Genomic DNA, 16,550 nt, shown 5'->3' with positions numbered 1-16,550 from the left:
AGGACAGTCAAAGGAGGCCGAAGTGACCACACCCGTAGAGATTGACTTTGAAGGGATCGACCTCGATCAGATCGCGACGTTCGAGGGTCGGATCGCGGTTCTGGCCGATCCGGGCGGCACGCTCGACCGCAGTGCGCGGCGTGTCAACCGGACCATGCGCGGCGCGCTTGAGCGGCTTGTCACGGCTGCGGAGTTTGCCAAGGCGAAACCGGGCGATGCGCGCGTTCTGGCCTGCCCCGTGGGGATGACGGCCGAGGCGGTGGACGTCATTGCCCTGCCGCGCAAATGCAGCGCGGAAGAGGCGCGCCGCGCCGGTGTGGCGCTGGCAAAGGCGCGGGGCGGCGCGGCGCTTCTGGTGCTGGCGGGAAACCATCCCAGGGCCGCCGAACTGGCCCTGGGTCTTGCCCTGCGGGACTATGAGTTCAGCGACCACAAGACCGACACGAAGGCAGAAGAGGCCCGCCGCGTGCGGATCATGGCATCGCGCCCGGAGATGATGGCAGAGCGGGCCGCGCCGCGTCTGGCGCTGGCCGAAGGGGTGTTCTTCACCCGCGATCTGATCAACGAGCCGGCCAACGTCCTGACCACCACGGAATTTGCCAAGCGTCTGAAAGACATGACGGAAATCGGCCTCAAGGTCGAGGTTCTCGACGAGCCCGCCCTGGCCAAGCTTGGCATGGGCGCGCTGTTATCGGTGGGTGAAGGCTCTGACAGCCTGTCCAAGGTCGTGGTGATGGAATGGGCGGGCGGTGACAAGGGTGCCGCCCCGCTCGCGCTGATCGGCAAGGGAGTTGTGTTCGACACCGGCGGCATATCGCTCAAGCCCGCGGCGGGGATGGAGGACATGACCATGGACATGGGCGGCGCCGGGGTCGTGGCCGGCGCGATGCGCGCGCTGGCGCGGCGCGGGGCCAAGGCCAACGTGGTCGGTATCGTGGGGCTGGTGGAGAACATGCCCTCGGGGCGGGCGACGCGGCCGGGCGATGTGGTCAGATCCATGAAGGGCGACACCATCGAAGTGGTCAATACCGACGCGGAGGGGCGGCTCGTTCTGGCGGATGTGATGTGGTATGCGCAGGAGCGGTTCAAACCGGCGGCGATGGTCGATCTGGCAACGCTGACCGGTGCCTGCGTTGTCGCGCTCGGCCATGAGAACGCGGCCGTCTTCTCCAACGATGATGCGCTTTGCACCCGCTTTCTCAAGGCCGCGCAGGCCGAGGGGGAGGGCGCGTGGCGGATGCCGCTGGGCCAAGGCTACGCCGATCAGCTCAAATCACGCATCGCCGATGTGAAGAACACCGGCGGCCGGCCCGCCGGGGCGGCCACGGCGGCGGAATTCCTGCACCGTTTCGTGCGCGAGCAAACCCCCTGGCTGCATATCGACATCGCCGGGGTGGCCAGCGTGAAATCCGAAACGCCCTTCGCGCCGCAGGGGGCGACGGGCTGGGGTGTCATGGCGCTCAACCGGCTTGTGGACGACATGAGCTCCGAGGGGTAAGGCATTGGGATCGGCCTATTTCTACCACCTGACGCGCGCACCGCTGGAGGCGACGCTGCCGCTTCTGATTGGCAAGGCGCTGGCGGCCGGTTGGCGCGTCGCGGTGCGCGGGCGCAGCTCTGAGCGGATGGAATGGCTCGATCAGAAGCTGTGGCTTCAGGGCGACGAGAGCTTCCTGCCGCACGGGCTTGCCGGGGGGCCGCATGACGCCGATCAGCCGGTGCTGCTGACCTGCGAGGCGGCGCTGCCGAACGGGGCGGCCTGCGTGATGGCGATCGACGGCGCCGAGGTGCGCCCCGAGGAGGTCGAGGCGGTGGCGCGGGTCTGCATCCTGTTCGACGGCCACGACGAGGCGGCGATGACCCGGGCGCGGGAGCAGTGGAAGGCGCTGACCGGGGCGGGGTGCGCCGCGCAATACTGGTCCGAGGAAACCGGCCGCTGGGAGAAAAAGGCCGAGAGCGGCGCCTGATGCCGCGAATCGGGTTAACCTCTTGAATTCACTGAAAATGCCATATCGGTAAAACGTCGGTATTTTGTCGGTATCGCGTCGGTGCCGCACACCGCCCCACGCCTTTTCGGGGCGTCTTTAACGCCGCGCGCGTTGCTTTTTCGAGTATCTGGACAAAGCTGAAGGCAGATGCCGCCGCGCCCCGTCATCTTTGCGAGAAAGCCTCCGGGCTTCGGGGCAGCGTCCCGGAGGACGCGGACGGATCAGCGGGTGAGGACGAGCTTGCCGCCCGGTGACCGCGCCGTGTCGGGGGATGTCTGGAGAACGGTCGTGTGCGACGTGATGCAAAATCGGAAAATGCTTGCTTTTCCGCTCCATCGCGCTTTGCTGTGCTGATGGTCAAGCTGGTTCTGATGCACAAGGCGGAGTCGATCTACGAGGACGAGCCGGATGCTGTCTACGACTTCCCGCGATCCTATCTGAAGGCAGTTCAAGACGCCATCGGCGACTGGATCGTCTACTATGAGCCAGTAAAGGCCGGCCCCCGTGGATATTTCGCCGTCGCCAGGATCGAAAGGGTGATCCCGAAGCCCGGTGCGGAGGGGCGGTATCTTGCGCTGATCCAACCGGGGAGCTTTCTGCCGTTCGACACAGAGGTGCCGCGCCTGCGAAACGGGCGGCCCCTAGAGGAGAGCCTAACAGCAGCCAATGGCACGCCCCTACGAGGAGGTGCGGTTCAGCTTGCTGTGCGGCGCCTGCCCGAGGGGGATTTTGCACGCATTGTCGATCTGGGCCTTCCCCCCGAGCTTGAACAGATGGAGGCGACCCGTTTTAATCCCGAGCCTGCCGCATTGAGAGAGGAGCCACTCACCTTCAAGCGACCGGTGATCGAGAGGCTTACGCGCCGCAACTATAGGGACGTGGCCTTTCGGCGCAAGGTTCGTGATGCCTATGACTTTCGCTGCGCGATGTCCGGGCTGCGCCTGCGCAACGGCGGGGGACGGCCAGAAGTTCAGGCGGCGCATATACGACCCGTCGAGAGACAGGGCAGCGATTCCGTTCGCAACGGTCTGGCGCTTTCGGGCACGTTGCACTGGATGTTCGATCGCGGTCTTATTTCGATCGCTGAGGATTGCGAAACCATTCTGGTATCCCGAAACAAGGTTCCCGGGGATGTTGTTGACCGCCTCCTGTCGCCGAACGGCAAGCTGCACAAGCCGGAGGACCCGCGCAACAGTCCGCATCCGGCCAACCTGCGCTGGCACCGGGAAAACATCTTCGGGCAGATCATGCCTGGAGAGCCGGTCCCTTGGAACTGAACCAGGCCAGTGTGGCAGGCGGTTTTTTTCTATGACAACCTGCACGGCGAAAAATTTCCTGAAAAATCTTTCCACCCGCAGATCAGCGGGTGAGGACGAGCTTGCCGCCGGTGATGGTGATCTGCTCAAAAAGATGCAGGTAGCTCATGCCGAGAAGCGAGCGATCCAGAGCGCCGCCGTTCACGCGGGCGGGCACGCCGCGATCCACGTAGCGGCCCGCGCGCACCTCATCAAGGCGCACGGGCGCGGTGCGCACCTCGCCATTGGCGGTCAGCGCGCGGCCGGTGAAATTCAACGCCTCGGGGTCGAGCCCGGCGCGCGCGGCGTCGCGGCGGCTCAGCACCATGTCGCTGGCGCCGGTATCGACAACAAATTCCACCGGCGCGCCGTTGATCGTGAGGGTGAGGTAGTAATGCCCGTCGATCCGGCGCGGGATCTCGATCCGGCCCTCATCGGCAAAGACCGCCTGCGTCGGGCGCGCGGTGCTTCGGATATCGTCCCAGAGCGCCACCGCCGCGATGGCGCCGAGAATGATCAGCCCCCAGGCCATCGCCTGCTGCACCGTCCTGCCAAAGCTCTGGCGGTGGCTGGTGACGAACCAGAACACCACCGCCGCGCCCAGCAGCACCAGATATGTCAGATGGCCCAGATCGGTCCCGGTCATGCGGTGTCTCCCTTCGCACCACGCATATAGGGGCGGGGGGCGCCCGCGTCAGCCCATGAAGCCGAAATCGCGCAGCCCCACGAGGATGAACTGCACCGACAGCGCCGCCAGAAGCATCCCCAGAAGGCGCGTGACCACGTTGATCCCGATCCGCCCCAGCGCGCGTTCCAGAAGGCCGGCGGCGAGAAACAGCGCCAGCACCACCAGAAGCACCGCGACCGCCACCGCCAGCACCAGCGCCGTGCCCTGCACCCCCGGCGATTGCCCGGCCAGAAGGATGACGGTGGCGATGGCCCCCGGCCCGGCGATGAGCGGGATGGCGAGGGGAAAGACCGACGGGTCGTCGCCCTCGTCCTCTTCCTCGGCCTGCCCCTCGCGGCGCTTGGTGCGACGCTCGAAGAGCATGTCGAGCGCGGTGAGAAACAAAAGCGCGCCGCCCGCGATGCGGAAGGCGGGCATGGAAATGCCAATGAAGCCCAGCACCGCCTCTCCGAAGAAGGCGAAGAGCGCGAGGATGAAAAAGGCGATGAGGCAGGCGCGCAGCCCGATGGCGCGGCGCTGCGCCGTGGTCATGCCACGGGTGAGCGCGACGAAGATCGGCGCAAGGCCGATCGGATCGATGATCACGAAGATCGTGACAAAGGCGGTGATCAGGAAATCAAGCTCGATCATGCGGGGGCCCTTTCGCGCGGGGACGGGGCCAGAGTGGCGGTAACGGGCGGGAAAGAAAAGGCCGGGTCTGGCCTTTTGCTCCCCTCCGGGCACAATGCCGGCGCGGCACATGCACCCCTGGCACGGGCTGCCGGCCCTTCAGCCTTCCGCCGCCTCAAGCCGTTCCTGCGCCCGCAACCAGAGCGTTTCGGCGCGTTCCAGCCCCTCGCGCACCTCGGCGTGTTTTTGTTGCCAGATCTCCATCTCGCCGCTGCGTTCGGGGTCGTAGATCGCCGGGTCCATCAGCTTTTCATCGAGCTTGTCGCGCATCTTGGTGAGTTTGGCGACGCGCGCCTCGCATTTGCGCACCTCGGCGCGCAGGGCGAGGATCGTCTCGCGCGGGGCACGTTTGGGGGGCTGTTGCGCGGCTTTGCCGGTCTTGCCCTGCTTGCGGCCGCCCGGTCCGGTCGTGCCCGCCTCGGGCGCGGAGAGGAGCATCGCGCGGTAGCTTTCCAGGTCGCCCTCATAGGGGGTCACGGTCCTCTTCGCGACCAGCCAGAGCCGGTCGGCGGTCATCGACAGCAGGTGCATGTCGTGGCTGACGAGGATCACCGCGCCGGTGTAGTCGGTGAGCGCCTCCACCAGCGCCTCGCGGCTTTCGATGTCGAGGTGGTTCGTCGGCTCGTCGAGGATGAGCAGATGCGGCGCGTCCAGCGTGGCCAGCAGCAGCGAGAGCCGCGCCTTCTGCCCGCCCGAAAGCTGCCCGACGGGGGTTTCGGCCTGTTCGGCGCGCAGGCCGAAGCCGGCCAGCGTGCTGCGATGCTGTCCGGGGCGCTGATGGGGGCGTTCGCGGCGCAGGTGGTCGAGGGGCGATTCGTCGAGGTGCAGTTCATCGACCTGATGCTGGGCGAAATAGCCGATGCGCAGCTTGGAGGCGCGCACCATCTTCCCCTCCATCAGCGGCAGGCGGTCCGAGAGCAGTTTCGACAGGGTGGATTTGCCCTGTCCGTTGCGGCCCAGAAGCGCGATGCGGTCGTCCTGGTCGATGCGCAGGTCGAGGCGTTTGAGAACGGGCGTGCCGTCATAGCCCACCGCGCCATCCTCCACGCGGATGATGGGGGGCGAGAGTTCCTCGGGCGCGGGAAAGGCGAAGGCGCGCAGGGCGGCCTCCTGCGGGGAGGCGATGGGCTGCATCTTCGACAGCGCCTTGAGTCGCGATTGCGCCTGCCGGGCCTTGTCGGCCTTGTAGCGGAAGCGGTCCACGTAGGATTGCAGATGCGCACGGCGCATTTCCTGCTTTTTCGCCATCGCCTCGGCCTGGGCGAGTTTCTCGGCGCGCTGGCGGGCGAACTGATCGTAGGCGCCCTGATAGAAGGTGAGCTTGCGGTCCTCCAGATGCAGGATCGCGCCCACCGCGCGATTGAGCAGCCCGCGGTCGTGGCTGATCACGATGACGGTATGCGGATAGCGCGCCAGATAGCTTTCGAGCCAGAGCGCGCCTTCGAGATCGAGGTAGTTCGTCGGCTCGTCGAGCAGCAGCAGGTCGGGGCGCGAGAAGAGCACCGCCGCCAGCGCCACGCGCATCCGCCAGCCGCCCGAAAAGGCCGAGCAGGGCATCGCCTGTTCGGTCTCGTCAAAGCCCAGCCCCTTGAGGATCGACGCGGCGCGCCCCTCGGCCGACCATGCGTCGATGTCGGTCAGGCGGGTCTGGATGTCGGCGATGCGGGTGGGGTCTGTGGCGGTCTCGGCCTCCGATAGCAGATCGGCGCGTTCGGTGTCGGCGGCCAGCACCGTGTCGAGCAGCGAGACCTCAGAGGACGGCGCCTCCTGCGCCACGCCGCCGATGCGGGTGCGCGCGGGCAGCGAGATGGCGCCGCCCTCGAGCGCCAGTTCCCCCCGGATCAGCCGGAACAGCGTGGTCTTGCCGGTGCCGTTGCGCCCCACCAGCCCGACCTTGTGCCCGTCCGGGATGCTGGCCGAGGCGCCGTCGAACAGCCGGTGTCCGGCCACGGAATAGGTGATGTCATCGATGCGTATCATGGGCGAGGCTCTACTGTCTTTTTGCGGCGGGCGAAAGGGGCGGAGCGCGCGGAAGGCGCCGCCGGTCGGGGGCAGGCCTTGGGACGCCTCCGGCGGAGGTATTGGGGCCGAAAAGAGGCCAGGCGCGCGCCGCGGGCCCCGGACGGGTCGGGGCGGAAACGCGCAGCGGGCATTTCACCGCTTTTGCCGCCGAGCGCGATGGGATAAGTCACCTGCATGAGTTTGCATGTCACCGACCTTGCCATCGCCCGCGGCGGTCTTCCCGTGCTCGAAGGGGTGAGCTTCGATCTGGCCGCCGGTCAGGCGCTGGTGCTGCGCGGGCCGAACGGGGTGGGCAAGACGACGCTGCTGCGCACGGTGGCCGGGTTGCAGCCGCCGCTGGCGGGCCGGGTGGAGGCGGGCGAGGAGACGATCGCTTATGCGGCCCATTCCGACGGGCTCAAGGCGATGCTGAGCGTGGCCGAGAACCTGCGCTTCTGGGCCGACATCTTCGGCACGGGCGATATCGCCCCGGCGCTGGCGGGCTTCGATCTGGAGCCGCTGGCCGACCGGCTGGCCGGGACGCTTTCGGCGGGGCAGAAGCGGCGGCTGGGTCTGGCGCGGCTTCTGGTGACCGGGCGGCCGGTCTGGGTGCTGGACGAGCCGACGGTGTCGCTCGATACCGCGTCGGTAGCGCTTTTCGCGCAGCGCCTGCGCGCGCATCTGGCGGGGGGGGGATCGGCGCTGATGGCGACGCATATCGATCTGGGGCTGGCGGAGGCGGAGATCCTCGAGCTTGCGCCCTTCCGCGCCGTGCCGGGCGGGCCGGCGGCCGGCGACGACCTGTTCGGCGGGAGTTTCGCATGAGGGCGCTTCTGCTGCGCGATCTGCGGCTGGCGATGCGGGCCGGGGGCGGCTTCGGGCTGGGGCTTGCGTTCTTCCTGATCGTCACGGTGCTGGTGACCTTCGGGGTGGGACCGGAGTCGGCGTTGCTGGCACGGATCGCGCCGGGCATCCTGTGGATCGGCGCGCTTCTGGCGTGCCTTCTGTCGCTCGACCGGATCTTCGCGCTCGATTGGGAGGACGGGAGCCTCGATCTGATCGCCACATCGCCGCTGCCGATGGAGGCGGTGGCCAGCGTCAAGGCGCTGGCGCACTGGATCACCACCGGCCTGCCGCTGGTGATCGCGGCGCCGTTCTTCGGTCTGCTGCTGAGCCTGCCGGGGCCAGGCTATGGCTGGCTCACGCTGTCGCTCGTGCTGGGCACGCCGGCGCTGTCGGTGATCGGCACCTTCGGCGGCGCCCTGACCGTGGGGATCAAGCGCGGCGGGCTGCTGCTGTCGCTTCTGGTGCTGCCGCTTTACGTGCCGACGCTGATTTTCGGCGCCGAGGTGGCGCGGCGCGGGGCCGAGGGGCTGGCGGTCGCGACTCCGGCGCTGATGCTGGCGGGGATCACATTCGGGTCAATCGCGCTTCTGCCCTTTGCGAGCGCGATGGTGCTGCGGGTCAATCTGCGCTAGGAAAGGCGCGCAAACGCAAGAGAGGACGGCATGGCGTCGATCTGGGAATATGCCAATCCGGTGAAATTCATCCGCACCACCGACCGGGTGCTGCCGTGGGTGGCGTGGCTGGCGGGGGCCTGCCTTGTGGTGGGGCTGATCTGGGGGTTCTTCTTCACGCCGGACGATTTCCGGCAGGGGTCCACCGTGAAGATCATCTATCTGCATGTGCCCGCCGCGCTGATGGCGATCAACGCATGGCTGATGATGCTGGTCGCCTCTCTGATCTGGCTGGTGCGGCGGCATCATGTCAGCGCGCTGGCGGCACGGGCGGCGGCGCCGGTGGGCGCGGTGATGACGGTGATCGCGCTTGTCACCGGGGCGATCTGGGGCCAGCCGATGTGGGGCACCTGGTGGGCCTGGGATCCGCGTCTGACCTCCTTTCTGATCCTGTTCCTGTTCTATCTGGGGTATATCGCGTTGTGGGAGGCGATCGAGACGCCCGACACGGCGGCGGACCTGACCTCGGTGCTGTGCCTAGTGGGGTCGGTCTTCGCGCTTCTGTCGCGCTATGCGGTGAATTTCTGGAACCAGGGGTTGCATCAGGGGGCGTCGCTGTCGCTCGACAAGGAGAAGAACGTGGCCGATGTCTTCTACCTTCCGCTTCTTGTCTGCATCGCGGGGTTCGTGCTGCTGTTCATCGCGCTGGTGTTTCTGCGCACGCAGACGGAGATCCGCGCGCGGCGGGCGCGGGCGCTTCTGGCACGCGAGAGGATGGGTTGATGATACCGGATCTGGGCAAATACGCGGCCGAAGTCCTGTCGGCCTATGGCGCGTCGCTGGTGATTCTGGCGGTGCTGATCGGGCTGTCGGTGCGCCGCGCCCGAAAGGTGCGGCGCGAGTTGGAGCAACTGGAGGGGCGGCGCCATGAAACGGATTAACCCGCTGATGATCCTGCCGCCGGCGATCTTCCTGCTGCTGGCGGCGCTGTTCTTTTTCGGCATGAAGCGCGACAACCCCGATGAGCTTCCCTCTGCCCTGACCGGGCGCGAGGTGCCGGCGGTGCAGGTCACGGCGCTGGGCGACAAGCCGATGTTCGACGATGCGGCGCTGCGCGACGGGCGGGTGAAGCTGCTCAATTTCTGGGCGAGCTGGTGCGCGCCCTGCCGGGTGGAGCATCCCAACCTCGACGCGCTGGCGCGCGAGGGCCTGCCGATCTACGGCGTGAACTACAAGGACAAGCCGGGCAATGCGCTTGGCTTTCTGGCCGAGCTGGGCGATCCCTATACGGCGGTGGGGGCCGATACGGCGGGGCGGATGGCGCTCGACTGGGGCGTCTATGGCGTGCCCGAGACCTATCTGATCGACGCGCGTGGCCGAATCGTGCTGCGCATCGCCGGGCCGGTGACCGAGCGCGAGATCGAGAACCGTCTGCGCCCGGCGCTCGATACGCTCGGATGGCAGGCGGACCAGTCGCTTTCAAATTGAGCGCGCTTGCGCGCGCGCAGGGTGCGCCTTGTCCCGCCTTGCGGCGGGTCAAGGCGGTTGGGCGGCTCGGAGCCCACCAAAGCAGCAGCTTCGTTTCCGTCCTCGCCTGATCCTTGCCTGCCAGCCGCCCACCGGCCCATCAAGCACAATGACGGTTTCCACGCCCGTTCGGGCGCGGAGCCTCCGCAATTGCGCCTGACGTGCCGTCGGTTGGCCAGCGGCCGGGTCTCAGGCGAGGACGGCTCCGAAGCAGCAGCAGGCAGGGGCGTGCGGGGCAGGGGAATGCGAAACGCCCCGGCGCGGGGGCCGGGGCGTTTCGGTCAGGCGGGGCGGATCAGGCCGATTTGGCGAGGTCGCGGAGCACGTAGTGCAGCACGCCGCCGTGTTCGACATATTCCTTTTCGATCGCGGTATCGATCCGGCACTTGAGCGTGATCGTCTTCTCGGTGCCGTCCGCGTCGTTCAGGGTGCAAGGCACCTCCTGCTGCGGCGTGACGTTGTCCAGCCTCTTGATCGCGACGGTTTCCTGCCCGGTCAGGCCGAGCGTCTTGCGCGTGTCGCCGCCCGTGAACTCGAACGGGATGACGCCCATGCCCACGAGGTTGGAGCGGTGGATGCGCTCGAAGCTCTCGGCGATGACGGCCTTGACGCCCAGCAGGTTGGTGCCCTTGGCCGCCCAGTCGCGCGAGGAGCCCGCGCCGTATTGTTCGCCGCCGAAGATCACCAGCGGCGTGCCCTGATCCTGATAGGCCATCGCCGCGTCGAAGATCGTCGTCTGCTCTCCGTCGGGACCGAGGGTGTAGCCGCCCTCCACGCCGTCCAGCATCTCGTTGCGGATGCGGATGTTGGCGAAGGTGCCGCGCATCATGATCTCGTGGTTGCCCCGGCGCGAGCCGTAGGAGTTGAAATCGCGCGGCTGCACCTGCCGTTCGATCAGGTATTTGCCCGCGGGCGTAGATTCCTTGAACGAGCCGGCCGGCGAGATGTGGTCGGTCGTGACCATGTCGCCCAGAACCGCGAGCACGCGCGCGCCCTCGATATTCTCGATTGTGCCAGGTTCCATGCCCATGTCGCGGAAATAGGGCGGGTTCTGCACGTAGGTGGAGGTGGCCGGCCAGTCGTAGGTTTCGCTGTCAGTGGTTTCCACCCCCTGCCACTTGTCGTCGCCCTTGAAGACATCGGCGTATTTCGACCGGAACGCCTCTCGGGTGACGGTGCGTTCGACGATCTCCGCGATCTCCTTTTGCGTGGGCCAGATGTCCTTGAGATAGACATCCTTGCCGTCGGGGGTCTTTGCGATGGGATCTTCGGCGATGTTGATGTTCATGTCGCCGGCCAGCGCATAGGCCACCACCAGCGGCGGCGAGGCGAGGTAGTTGGCGCGCACGTCCGGCGAAATCCGCCCCTCGAAGTTGCGGTTGCCCGAGAGCACGGAGGTCGCCACCAGATCGCCCTTGGCGATGGCCTCGGAGATCTCTTTCTGAAGCGGGCCGGAGTTGCCGATGCAGGTGGTGCAGCCATAGCCCACGAGGTTGAAGCCGATGGCGTCGAGATCCTCCTGCAGTCCGGCCGCCTCGAGGTAGTGCGACACGACCTGAGAGCCGGGCGCCAGAGAGGTCTTCACCCATGGCTTGCTGTCGAGCCCGAGATCGCGGGCCTTGCGCGCCACCAGCCCCGCGCCGATCATCACGTAGGGGTTGGAGGTGTTGGTGCACGACGTGATCGAGGCGATCACCACCGAGCCGTCGCGCAGGGTGTAATCCTCCCCCTCGACCTCGACGGTCTTGCGCGGGTCGTTGTAGGTGGTGATCCCGTCCCCTTCGGAGGCCATGTCGCGGGCTTCGTCGGTGGTGTCGATGCCGCGAAATTCGCTGACCACGTCATAGAACGACTCCGCGGCCTTATCGAGCGTGGTGTAATCCTGCGGGCGCTTGGGGCCGGAGATGGCCGGCACGATGGTGCCCATGTCAAGCTCCAGCGTGTCGGTATAGACCGGATCGTAATCCGGCGTGCGCCACATGCCGTTTTCCCTGGCGTAGGCTTCCACAAGCGCGATCCGGTCCTCGTCGCGGCCGGTCTGCCGCAGATAGCGCAGGGTTTCGTCGTCCACGGGGAAGAAGGCGCAGGTGGCGCCGAATTCCGGGGACATGTTTCCGATGGTCGCCCGATCCGCCAGCGGCAGATGATCGAGGCCGTCGCCGTAGAATTCCACGAACTTGCCGACAACGCCCTTTTCGCGCAGCAGCTGCGTCACCCGCAGCACCAGATCGGTCGCGGTCGTGCCTTCGGTCATCGCGCCGGTGAGCTTGAAGCCCACCACTTCGGGGATCAGCATGGAGATCGGCTGGCCGAGCATGGCGGCCTCGGCCTCGATCCCGCCAACGCCCCAGCCCAGAACGGCGACGCCGTTGACCATGGTGGTGTGGCTGTCGGTGCCCACCAGCGTGTCGGGATAGGCGACCTCTTCCCCGTGCTGGTCCACGTCGCTCCAGACGGTCTGCGCGAGATATTCTAGGTTCACCTGATGGCAGATGCCGGTGCCGGGCGGGACCACGCGGAAGTTGTTGAACGCCTTCTGTCCCCACTTCAGGAACTGGTAGCGTTCCATGTTCCGCTCATACTCGCGGTCCACGTTCATCTGGAAGGCGCGCGGGTTGCCGAATTCGTCGATCATCACTGAATGGTCGATCACAAGATCGACCGGGTTGAGCGGGTTGATCTTCTGCGCGTCGCCGCCAAGCGCCTTGATCCCGTCGCGCATCGCGGCCAGATCGACCACCGCCGGCACGCCGGTGAAATCCTGCATCAGCACGCGGGCGGGGCGATAGGCCAGCTCCCGGTTTCCCTTGCCGCCGTTCTTGGCCCAGTCCGCGAACGCCCGGATGTCGTCGAGGTCCACGGTCTTGCCATCCTCGAAACGCAACATGTTCTCCAGCACGACCTTGAGTGCGACGGGAAGCCTGGAGAAATCGCCCAGCCCTGCGGCCTCGGCGGCGGGGATGGAGTAATAGGCGATGGATTTGCCGCCGACGCTGAGCGTCTTGCGGGTCTTGGCGGTATCATGTCCGACAGTGATGGGCATTCTGGCCTCCCTTCGGTGAAGCTGTAAGGGGTGTTGCTGGGGGTGCTTTTGACCCATACCACGGGTGCGATCAAGGGGGGATGGTAATTTATGTATACCATTGCACACAGTTTTGAGCGATCACTCCCTCTCGCAAATGATTGATTGGCCATTTCCGCGCCGTCTGCCTAGAAACAGGGATCAGACAACGTCCGCAAAGGTGACCCTTGATGCCCGCCCCTCCGCTCCGCCCGTTCCGACTGCTTGCCCTTGCCGCCTGTCTCGCGGGGGGTGGGGTCGCGCTGGCGGACGAGCGTCCGGTGGTGGTGGAACTGTTCACGTCGCAGGGCTGTTCCTCCTGCCCGCCGGCGGATGCGTTCTTTGCGCAGGAGCTGGCCACGCGCGACGATGTGATCGCGCTGGGGCTGCATGTGGACTACTGGGACTACATCGGCTGGAAGGACCAGTTCGCCAGCCCGGACTTCAGTGCGCGGCAGAAGGATTATGCCCGCGCGGCGGGGCAACGCTCTGTCTATACACCGCAGATGATCGTGAACGGGCGCGAGCGGGTCGTCGGCACGAAACCCGAGGATGTGAACAAGATGATCCGCGCCCATGCCGCGGTCGATGGTCCGGTGCGGATCACCGCGACGCGCGAGGGCGGGCAACTCAACATAACGCTGAAATGCGATCCGCCGATGGACAAGTCGATGCTGGTGCATCTGGTGCGCTATGAGCCGCACCGCACGGTGGAGATCAAGAGCGGCGAGAACGCGGGCCGCACGCTGGATTATGCCAATGTCGTCACCGAGTGGCAGGTGCTGGGCAAGTGGAACGCCCGCAAGAGCGGGGGCTTTTCCGCGCCTGTGACGGGTGAGGGGCCGCTGGTTCTTCTCGTGCAGCATGCCACCCACGGACCGATCGAGGCGGCGGTCCGGTTGGACTGAGCACCACCGGAAAGGGTCAGCAGGGCGCGTCCGTTTCGGCGCGCACGTCGCGGCCCGCCAGTTCCGGCTTCCACCGCCGATGCACCCAGAGCCATTGTCCGGGGTGGGCGCGCACCCGAGCCTCAAGGCTGTCGGCGACCGCCTGCATCATCGTGACCGGATCGGACGGGGGCACCGGCTCTTCCACCACCACGTCGAAGCTCAGCCCGTCAGGCTGCCGGATGGCATAGGTCGGCACCAGAAGCGCGTCGTATTTGAGCGCCATCTCGGCGGCGGAAATGGCCGACGGGGCGGGCTTGCCGAAAAATTCCAGCACCGTGCCGTTGTAGTACTGATCGACCAGAAGCGCGATGGTATTGCCCGCGCGCAGGAATTTTACCATCTGCGCCAGCCCGCGCCGCCCGCGCGGGAACACCGGCGTGGCGATCCGCTCCATCGCGCGCAGGTAGTGAGCGTTGAAAAGCGGATTGTTGAGCGGACGGTAAAGCCCGCCGATGCGATACCCGCGCCGGGCGACGATCACGCGGACGGCGTCGTAATTGCCGAAATGCCCCGACACGAGGATGACCGGGCGCCCGGCCTGCTGTGCCGCGTCGAGCGCGGCCATACCCGGCCCGCGCGGGGTGACCGTTGCGGCAATATGGCGGGAGAACGCCTCGCCGGAATAGATCTCGATCATGGTGCGTCCGATATTGTCGGGCACGTCCCGACACAGGCGGCGCACCTCCGACTCGGGCAGGTCGGGCCAGGCATGGGCGAGATTGGCGCGGATGCGTTGCGGATGCCCGGCCAGCGGCGCGATGACGCGGCTGGTCAGCCACCCGAAGGCGCGCACCCGCGCGCGGTAGGGGATCATAAGGGCGATCCGGATCGCCCCGCCGAGGGCGGCGTTCATCACGATGTCCCGAAGGCCCCCGCGCCCCGGTTCCGGTGCCGTCATATCCGCGCCCTCATGCCCGCGTTTCGCGGTGCCAGACATAAATCCCGGCCCCCGCGATCACAAGCGCGCCGATGATGGTCCAGAGGTCGGGAAATTCATCGAAGAAGATCATGCCCCAGATCGACGCGAAGATCAGCCCAGCATAGGCGAAGGGCGCGATCAGCCCCGCCTCCCCCTGTGACAGCGCCTTGATGAGCAATAGCTGCGACAGAGTGCCGAAGAGAATCAAGGTGCCCATGAGCGCCAGCGATTGCGCATCCGGGCGCACCCATGCGCCAGGCAGCAGAATGCTCAGCACCACGGACCCGAACAGCCCGGTATAAAGAAGCGAGGTCCACACATCCTCGTCCCGGCCCACGAAGCGCGTGGCCAGCGCATAGCCGGAGTAGCAGGCCGCCGCGACAAGCGGAAAAATGGCATAGGGTGAGAAGACATCGCCGCCGGGGCGGATCACGATCATCGCCCCGATCAGCGCCGCCACGATTCCGAAGAGCCGTCGGGGGCCCAGCCGCTCTTTGAGGAACAGCGCCGCGCCGAGGGTGATCAGAACCGGGTTCACATCCATGATCGCCGTCGCCTGCGCCAGCCCGATATTGGCGATCCCGACAAAGAAACAGCCCGTCGCCACCAGAAGAAAGGCAGAGCGCATTGCCTGCAACTTCGGATAGCGGGTCTTGAGGATGCCGGGCATCCGGTGCGCCACCATCACCAGCACCACAAGCGTCTGGCCCGCGTAGCGTGCCCAGAGTGTCGGCACCAGACCCACGCGCGGGGTCAGCGCCTTGGCGGTCGCGTCCATCGCCGTGAAACAGAAGATCGCCGCGATCATCAGCACGATCGCGCGCGAGGCCGGAGAGAGAGCTTGGAAACGGGACATGAGGCGTTCACCGGGGCAGGGGCCCGACCCTGTTAGCCGCCCCGGCGGGCGGAGTAAACCGCCCCGGCGTGCCGCTCAGGCGATGCCGAGCCGTTTGAGCCGGTTTTCCCGCAGCTTGGCGAAATCATCCCCCGCGTGATAGCTCGACCGCGTCAGCGGCGTGGCAGAGACCATCAGGAAGCCCTTGCCATAGGCCGATTTTTCGTAGGACGCGAATTCATCGGGATGCACGAAGCGATCCACAGCGTGATGCTTGGGCGTGGGTTGCAGATATTGCCCGATGGTCAGGAAATCGACATTGGCCGCGCGCATGTCGTCCATTACCTGAAGCACCGATTGCCGGTCCTCGCCAAGCCCGACCATGATCCCCGACTTGGTGAACACCGTCGGGTCGATCTCCTTGACCCGTTGCAGCAGGCGTAGCGAATGGAAATAGCGCGCGCCGGGGCGGACGGACGGGTAGAGATGCGGGACCGTTTCGAGGTTGTGGTTGAACACATCCGGTTTGGCGGCGACCACCACCTCCAGCACCTCGGGGGCGCATTTGAGGAAATCGGGCGTCAGGATCTCGATGGTCGTTCCGGGGCTGCGATGGCGGATGGCGCGGATCGTCTGCGCGAAATGCTCCGCGCCGCCATCGTCCAGATCGTCCCGGTCGACGGAGGTGATCACCACGTGGTTCAGCCCCAGTTTCTGCACCGCGTCGGCCACGCGCCCCGGCTCGAACACGTCGAGCGTTTCGGGCCGTCCGGTGGCGATGTTGCAGAAGGTGCAGCCGCGCGTGCAGATATCGCCCATGATCATCATGGTGGCGTGGCCCTGGCTCCAGCATTCGCCGGCGTTGGGGCATCCCGCCTCCTCGCAGACCGTCACGAGATTGTTGTCGCGCATGATCTTGCGGGTGGCGTTATATCCCTTGCCCGAGGGTGCCTTGACGCGAATCCAGTCCGGTTTCTTCGGCTGCGCATTGTCGGGGCGGTGCGCCTTTTCGGGGTGGCGCTGTTGGGGGATGTTGAGGTCTCTCACGCTGGTATTCCCTTGCGGCGGTCTTATGGATCCGACCCTAACATAGATCCGGGGCGGGGAAAGGGCCAGCGGGGCAAACCGGCCATGCGCCGCGCGAATTGCGCCGCCATGTC

General features: G+C 66.4%; 16 protein-coding genes. 9 read left to right on the top strand and 7 right to left on the bottom strand.

Annotation, left to right across the window (positions count from 1 at the left end; genetic code table 11):
• The first annotated feature begins 22 nt into the window (after positions 1 to 22).
• The 3 genes from BMW66_RS09440 (at position 23) to BMW66_RS09430 (ending at position 3,265) form a co-directional block, all read left to right on the top strand.
• Positions 23 to 1,498 carry a leucyl aminopeptidase gene (locus tag BMW66_RS09440; RefSeq protein ID WP_093117798.1) on the top strand — a complete coding sequence of 492 codons (1,476 nt, stop codon included), beginning with the start codon at positions 23 to 25 and terminating at the stop codon, positions 1,496 to 1,498.
• 4 nt (positions 1,499 to 1,502) lie between these two features.
• Positions 1,503 to 1,967, top strand: a complete 465-nt coding sequence (locus BMW66_RS09435; protein WP_093117796.1) for a DNA polymerase III subunit chi — start codon at positions 1,503 to 1,505, stop codon at positions 1,965 to 1,967.
• Between the two features lie 374 nt (positions 1,968 to 2,341).
• Positions 2,342 to 3,265 carry an HNH endonuclease gene (locus BMW66_RS09430; protein ID WP_093117794.1) on the top strand — a complete coding sequence of 308 codons (924 nt, stop codon included), beginning with the start codon at positions 2,342 to 2,344 and terminating at the stop codon, positions 3,263 to 3,265.
• A gap of 82 nt (positions 3,266 to 3,347) precedes the next feature.
• Here the strand turns inward: BMW66_RS09430 and BMW66_RS09425 are convergent, their stop codons facing one another.
• The 3 genes from BMW66_RS09425 to BMW66_RS09415 form a co-directional block, all read right to left on the bottom strand.
• Positions 3,348 to 3,929: a retropepsin-like aspartic protease family protein gene (locus BMW66_RS09425; protein ID WP_093117792.1), complete on the bottom strand. Its 582-nt coding sequence runs from the start codon at positions 3,927 to 3,929 to the stop codon at positions 3,348 to 3,350.
• Positions 3,930 to 3,977: 48 nt separating this feature from the next.
• Positions 3,978 to 4,601 (bottom strand): MarC family protein, encoded by a 624-nt coding sequence (locus BMW66_RS09420; protein ID WP_093117790.1) that lies wholly within the window; start codon positions 4,599 to 4,601, stop codon positions 3,978 to 3,980.
• A gap of 138 nt (positions 4,602 to 4,739) precedes the next feature.
• Entirely contained in the window at positions 4,740 to 6,620 is a 1,881-nt protein-coding gene (locus BMW66_RS09415) for an ABC-F family ATP-binding cassette domain-containing protein (RefSeq protein WP_093117788.1), read from the bottom strand.
• Between the two features lie 216 nt (positions 6,621 to 6,836).
• On the opposite strand from BMW66_RS09415, the gene ccmA reads away from it, so the two are divergent.
• Genes ccmA through BMW66_RS09390 form a run of 5 tightly spaced genes read left to right on the top strand, consistent with a single transcriptional unit; the run spans position 6,837 to position 9,586 of the window.
• Entirely contained in the window at positions 6,837 to 7,466 is a 630-nt protein-coding gene (ccmA, locus tag BMW66_RS09410) for a heme ABC exporter ATP-binding protein CcmA (RefSeq protein ID WP_093117786.1), read from the top strand.
• Entirely contained in the window at positions 7,463 to 8,119 is a 657-nt protein-coding gene (ccmB, locus tag BMW66_RS09405) for a heme exporter protein CcmB (protein ID WP_093117784.1), read from the top strand. The genes ccmA and ccmB overlap by 4 nt, the downstream gene beginning before the upstream one ends.
• Before the next feature lie 30 nt (positions 8,120 to 8,149).
• Entirely contained in the window at positions 8,150 to 8,881 is a 732-nt protein-coding gene (locus tag BMW66_RS09400; RefSeq protein ID WP_093117782.1) for a heme ABC transporter permease, read from the top strand.
• Complete coding sequence (ccmD, locus tag BMW66_RS09395) at positions 8,881 to 9,039, top strand: heme exporter protein CcmD (protein WP_175483204.1); 159 nt, start codon at positions 8,881 to 8,883, stop codon at positions 9,037 to 9,039. Before BMW66_RS09400 ends, ccmD begins: the two co-directional genes overlap by 1 nt.
• A complete protein-coding gene (locus BMW66_RS09390) occupies positions 9,026 to 9,586 on the top strand; it encodes a DsbE family thiol:disulfide interchange protein (protein ID WP_093117780.1) in 561 nt (186 codons plus the stop codon). The genes ccmD and BMW66_RS09390 overlap by 14 nt, the downstream gene beginning before the upstream one ends.
• A 334-nt stretch (positions 9,587 to 9,920) precedes the next feature.
• Here the strand turns inward: BMW66_RS09390 and acnA are convergent, their stop codons facing one another.
• Entirely contained in the window at positions 9,921 to 12,668 is a 2,748-nt protein-coding gene (acnA, locus tag BMW66_RS09385; protein ID WP_093117778.1) for an aconitate hydratase AcnA, read from the bottom strand.
• Positions 12,669 to 12,877: 209 nt separating this feature from the next.
• Here acnA and BMW66_RS09380 point away from each other — a divergent pair, with 209 nt between their 5' ends.
• Positions 12,878 to 13,594: a DUF1223 domain-containing protein gene (locus BMW66_RS09380; protein ID WP_093117776.1), complete on the top strand. Its 717-nt coding sequence runs from the start codon at positions 12,878 to 12,880 to the stop codon at positions 13,592 to 13,594.
• 16 nt (positions 13,595 to 13,610) lie between these two features.
• Here the strand turns inward: BMW66_RS09380 and BMW66_RS09375 are convergent, their stop codons facing one another.
• From BMW66_RS09375 to lipA, 3 genes are all read right to left on the bottom strand, one after another.
• Positions 13,611 to 14,534: a lysophospholipid acyltransferase family protein gene (locus BMW66_RS09375; protein WP_093117889.1), complete on the bottom strand. Its 924-nt coding sequence runs from the start codon at positions 14,532 to 14,534 to the stop codon at positions 13,611 to 13,613.
• Between the two features lie 10 nt (positions 14,535 to 14,544).
• Positions 14,545 to 15,411 (bottom strand): DMT family transporter, encoded by an 867-nt coding sequence (locus tag BMW66_RS09370; RefSeq protein WP_217639301.1) that lies wholly within the window; start codon positions 15,409 to 15,411, stop codon positions 14,545 to 14,547.
• Positions 15,412 to 15,486: 75 nt separating this feature from the next.
• Entirely contained in the window at positions 15,487 to 16,437 is a 951-nt protein-coding gene (gene lipA, locus BMW66_RS09365) for a lipoyl synthase (RefSeq protein WP_093117774.1), read from the bottom strand.
• Positions 16,438 to 16,550: the final 113 nt, after the last annotated feature.

This window comes from Salinihabitans flavidus (assembly GCF_900110425.1).
In the GTDB taxonomy this organism is placed as follows: Bacteria; Pseudomonadota; Alphaproteobacteria; order Rhodobacterales; family Rhodobacteraceae; genus Salinihabitans; species Salinihabitans flavidus.
The sequence above is the reverse complement of the archived record's forward strand: the minus strand, read 5'-3'. Positions and strand labels throughout refer to the sequence as shown.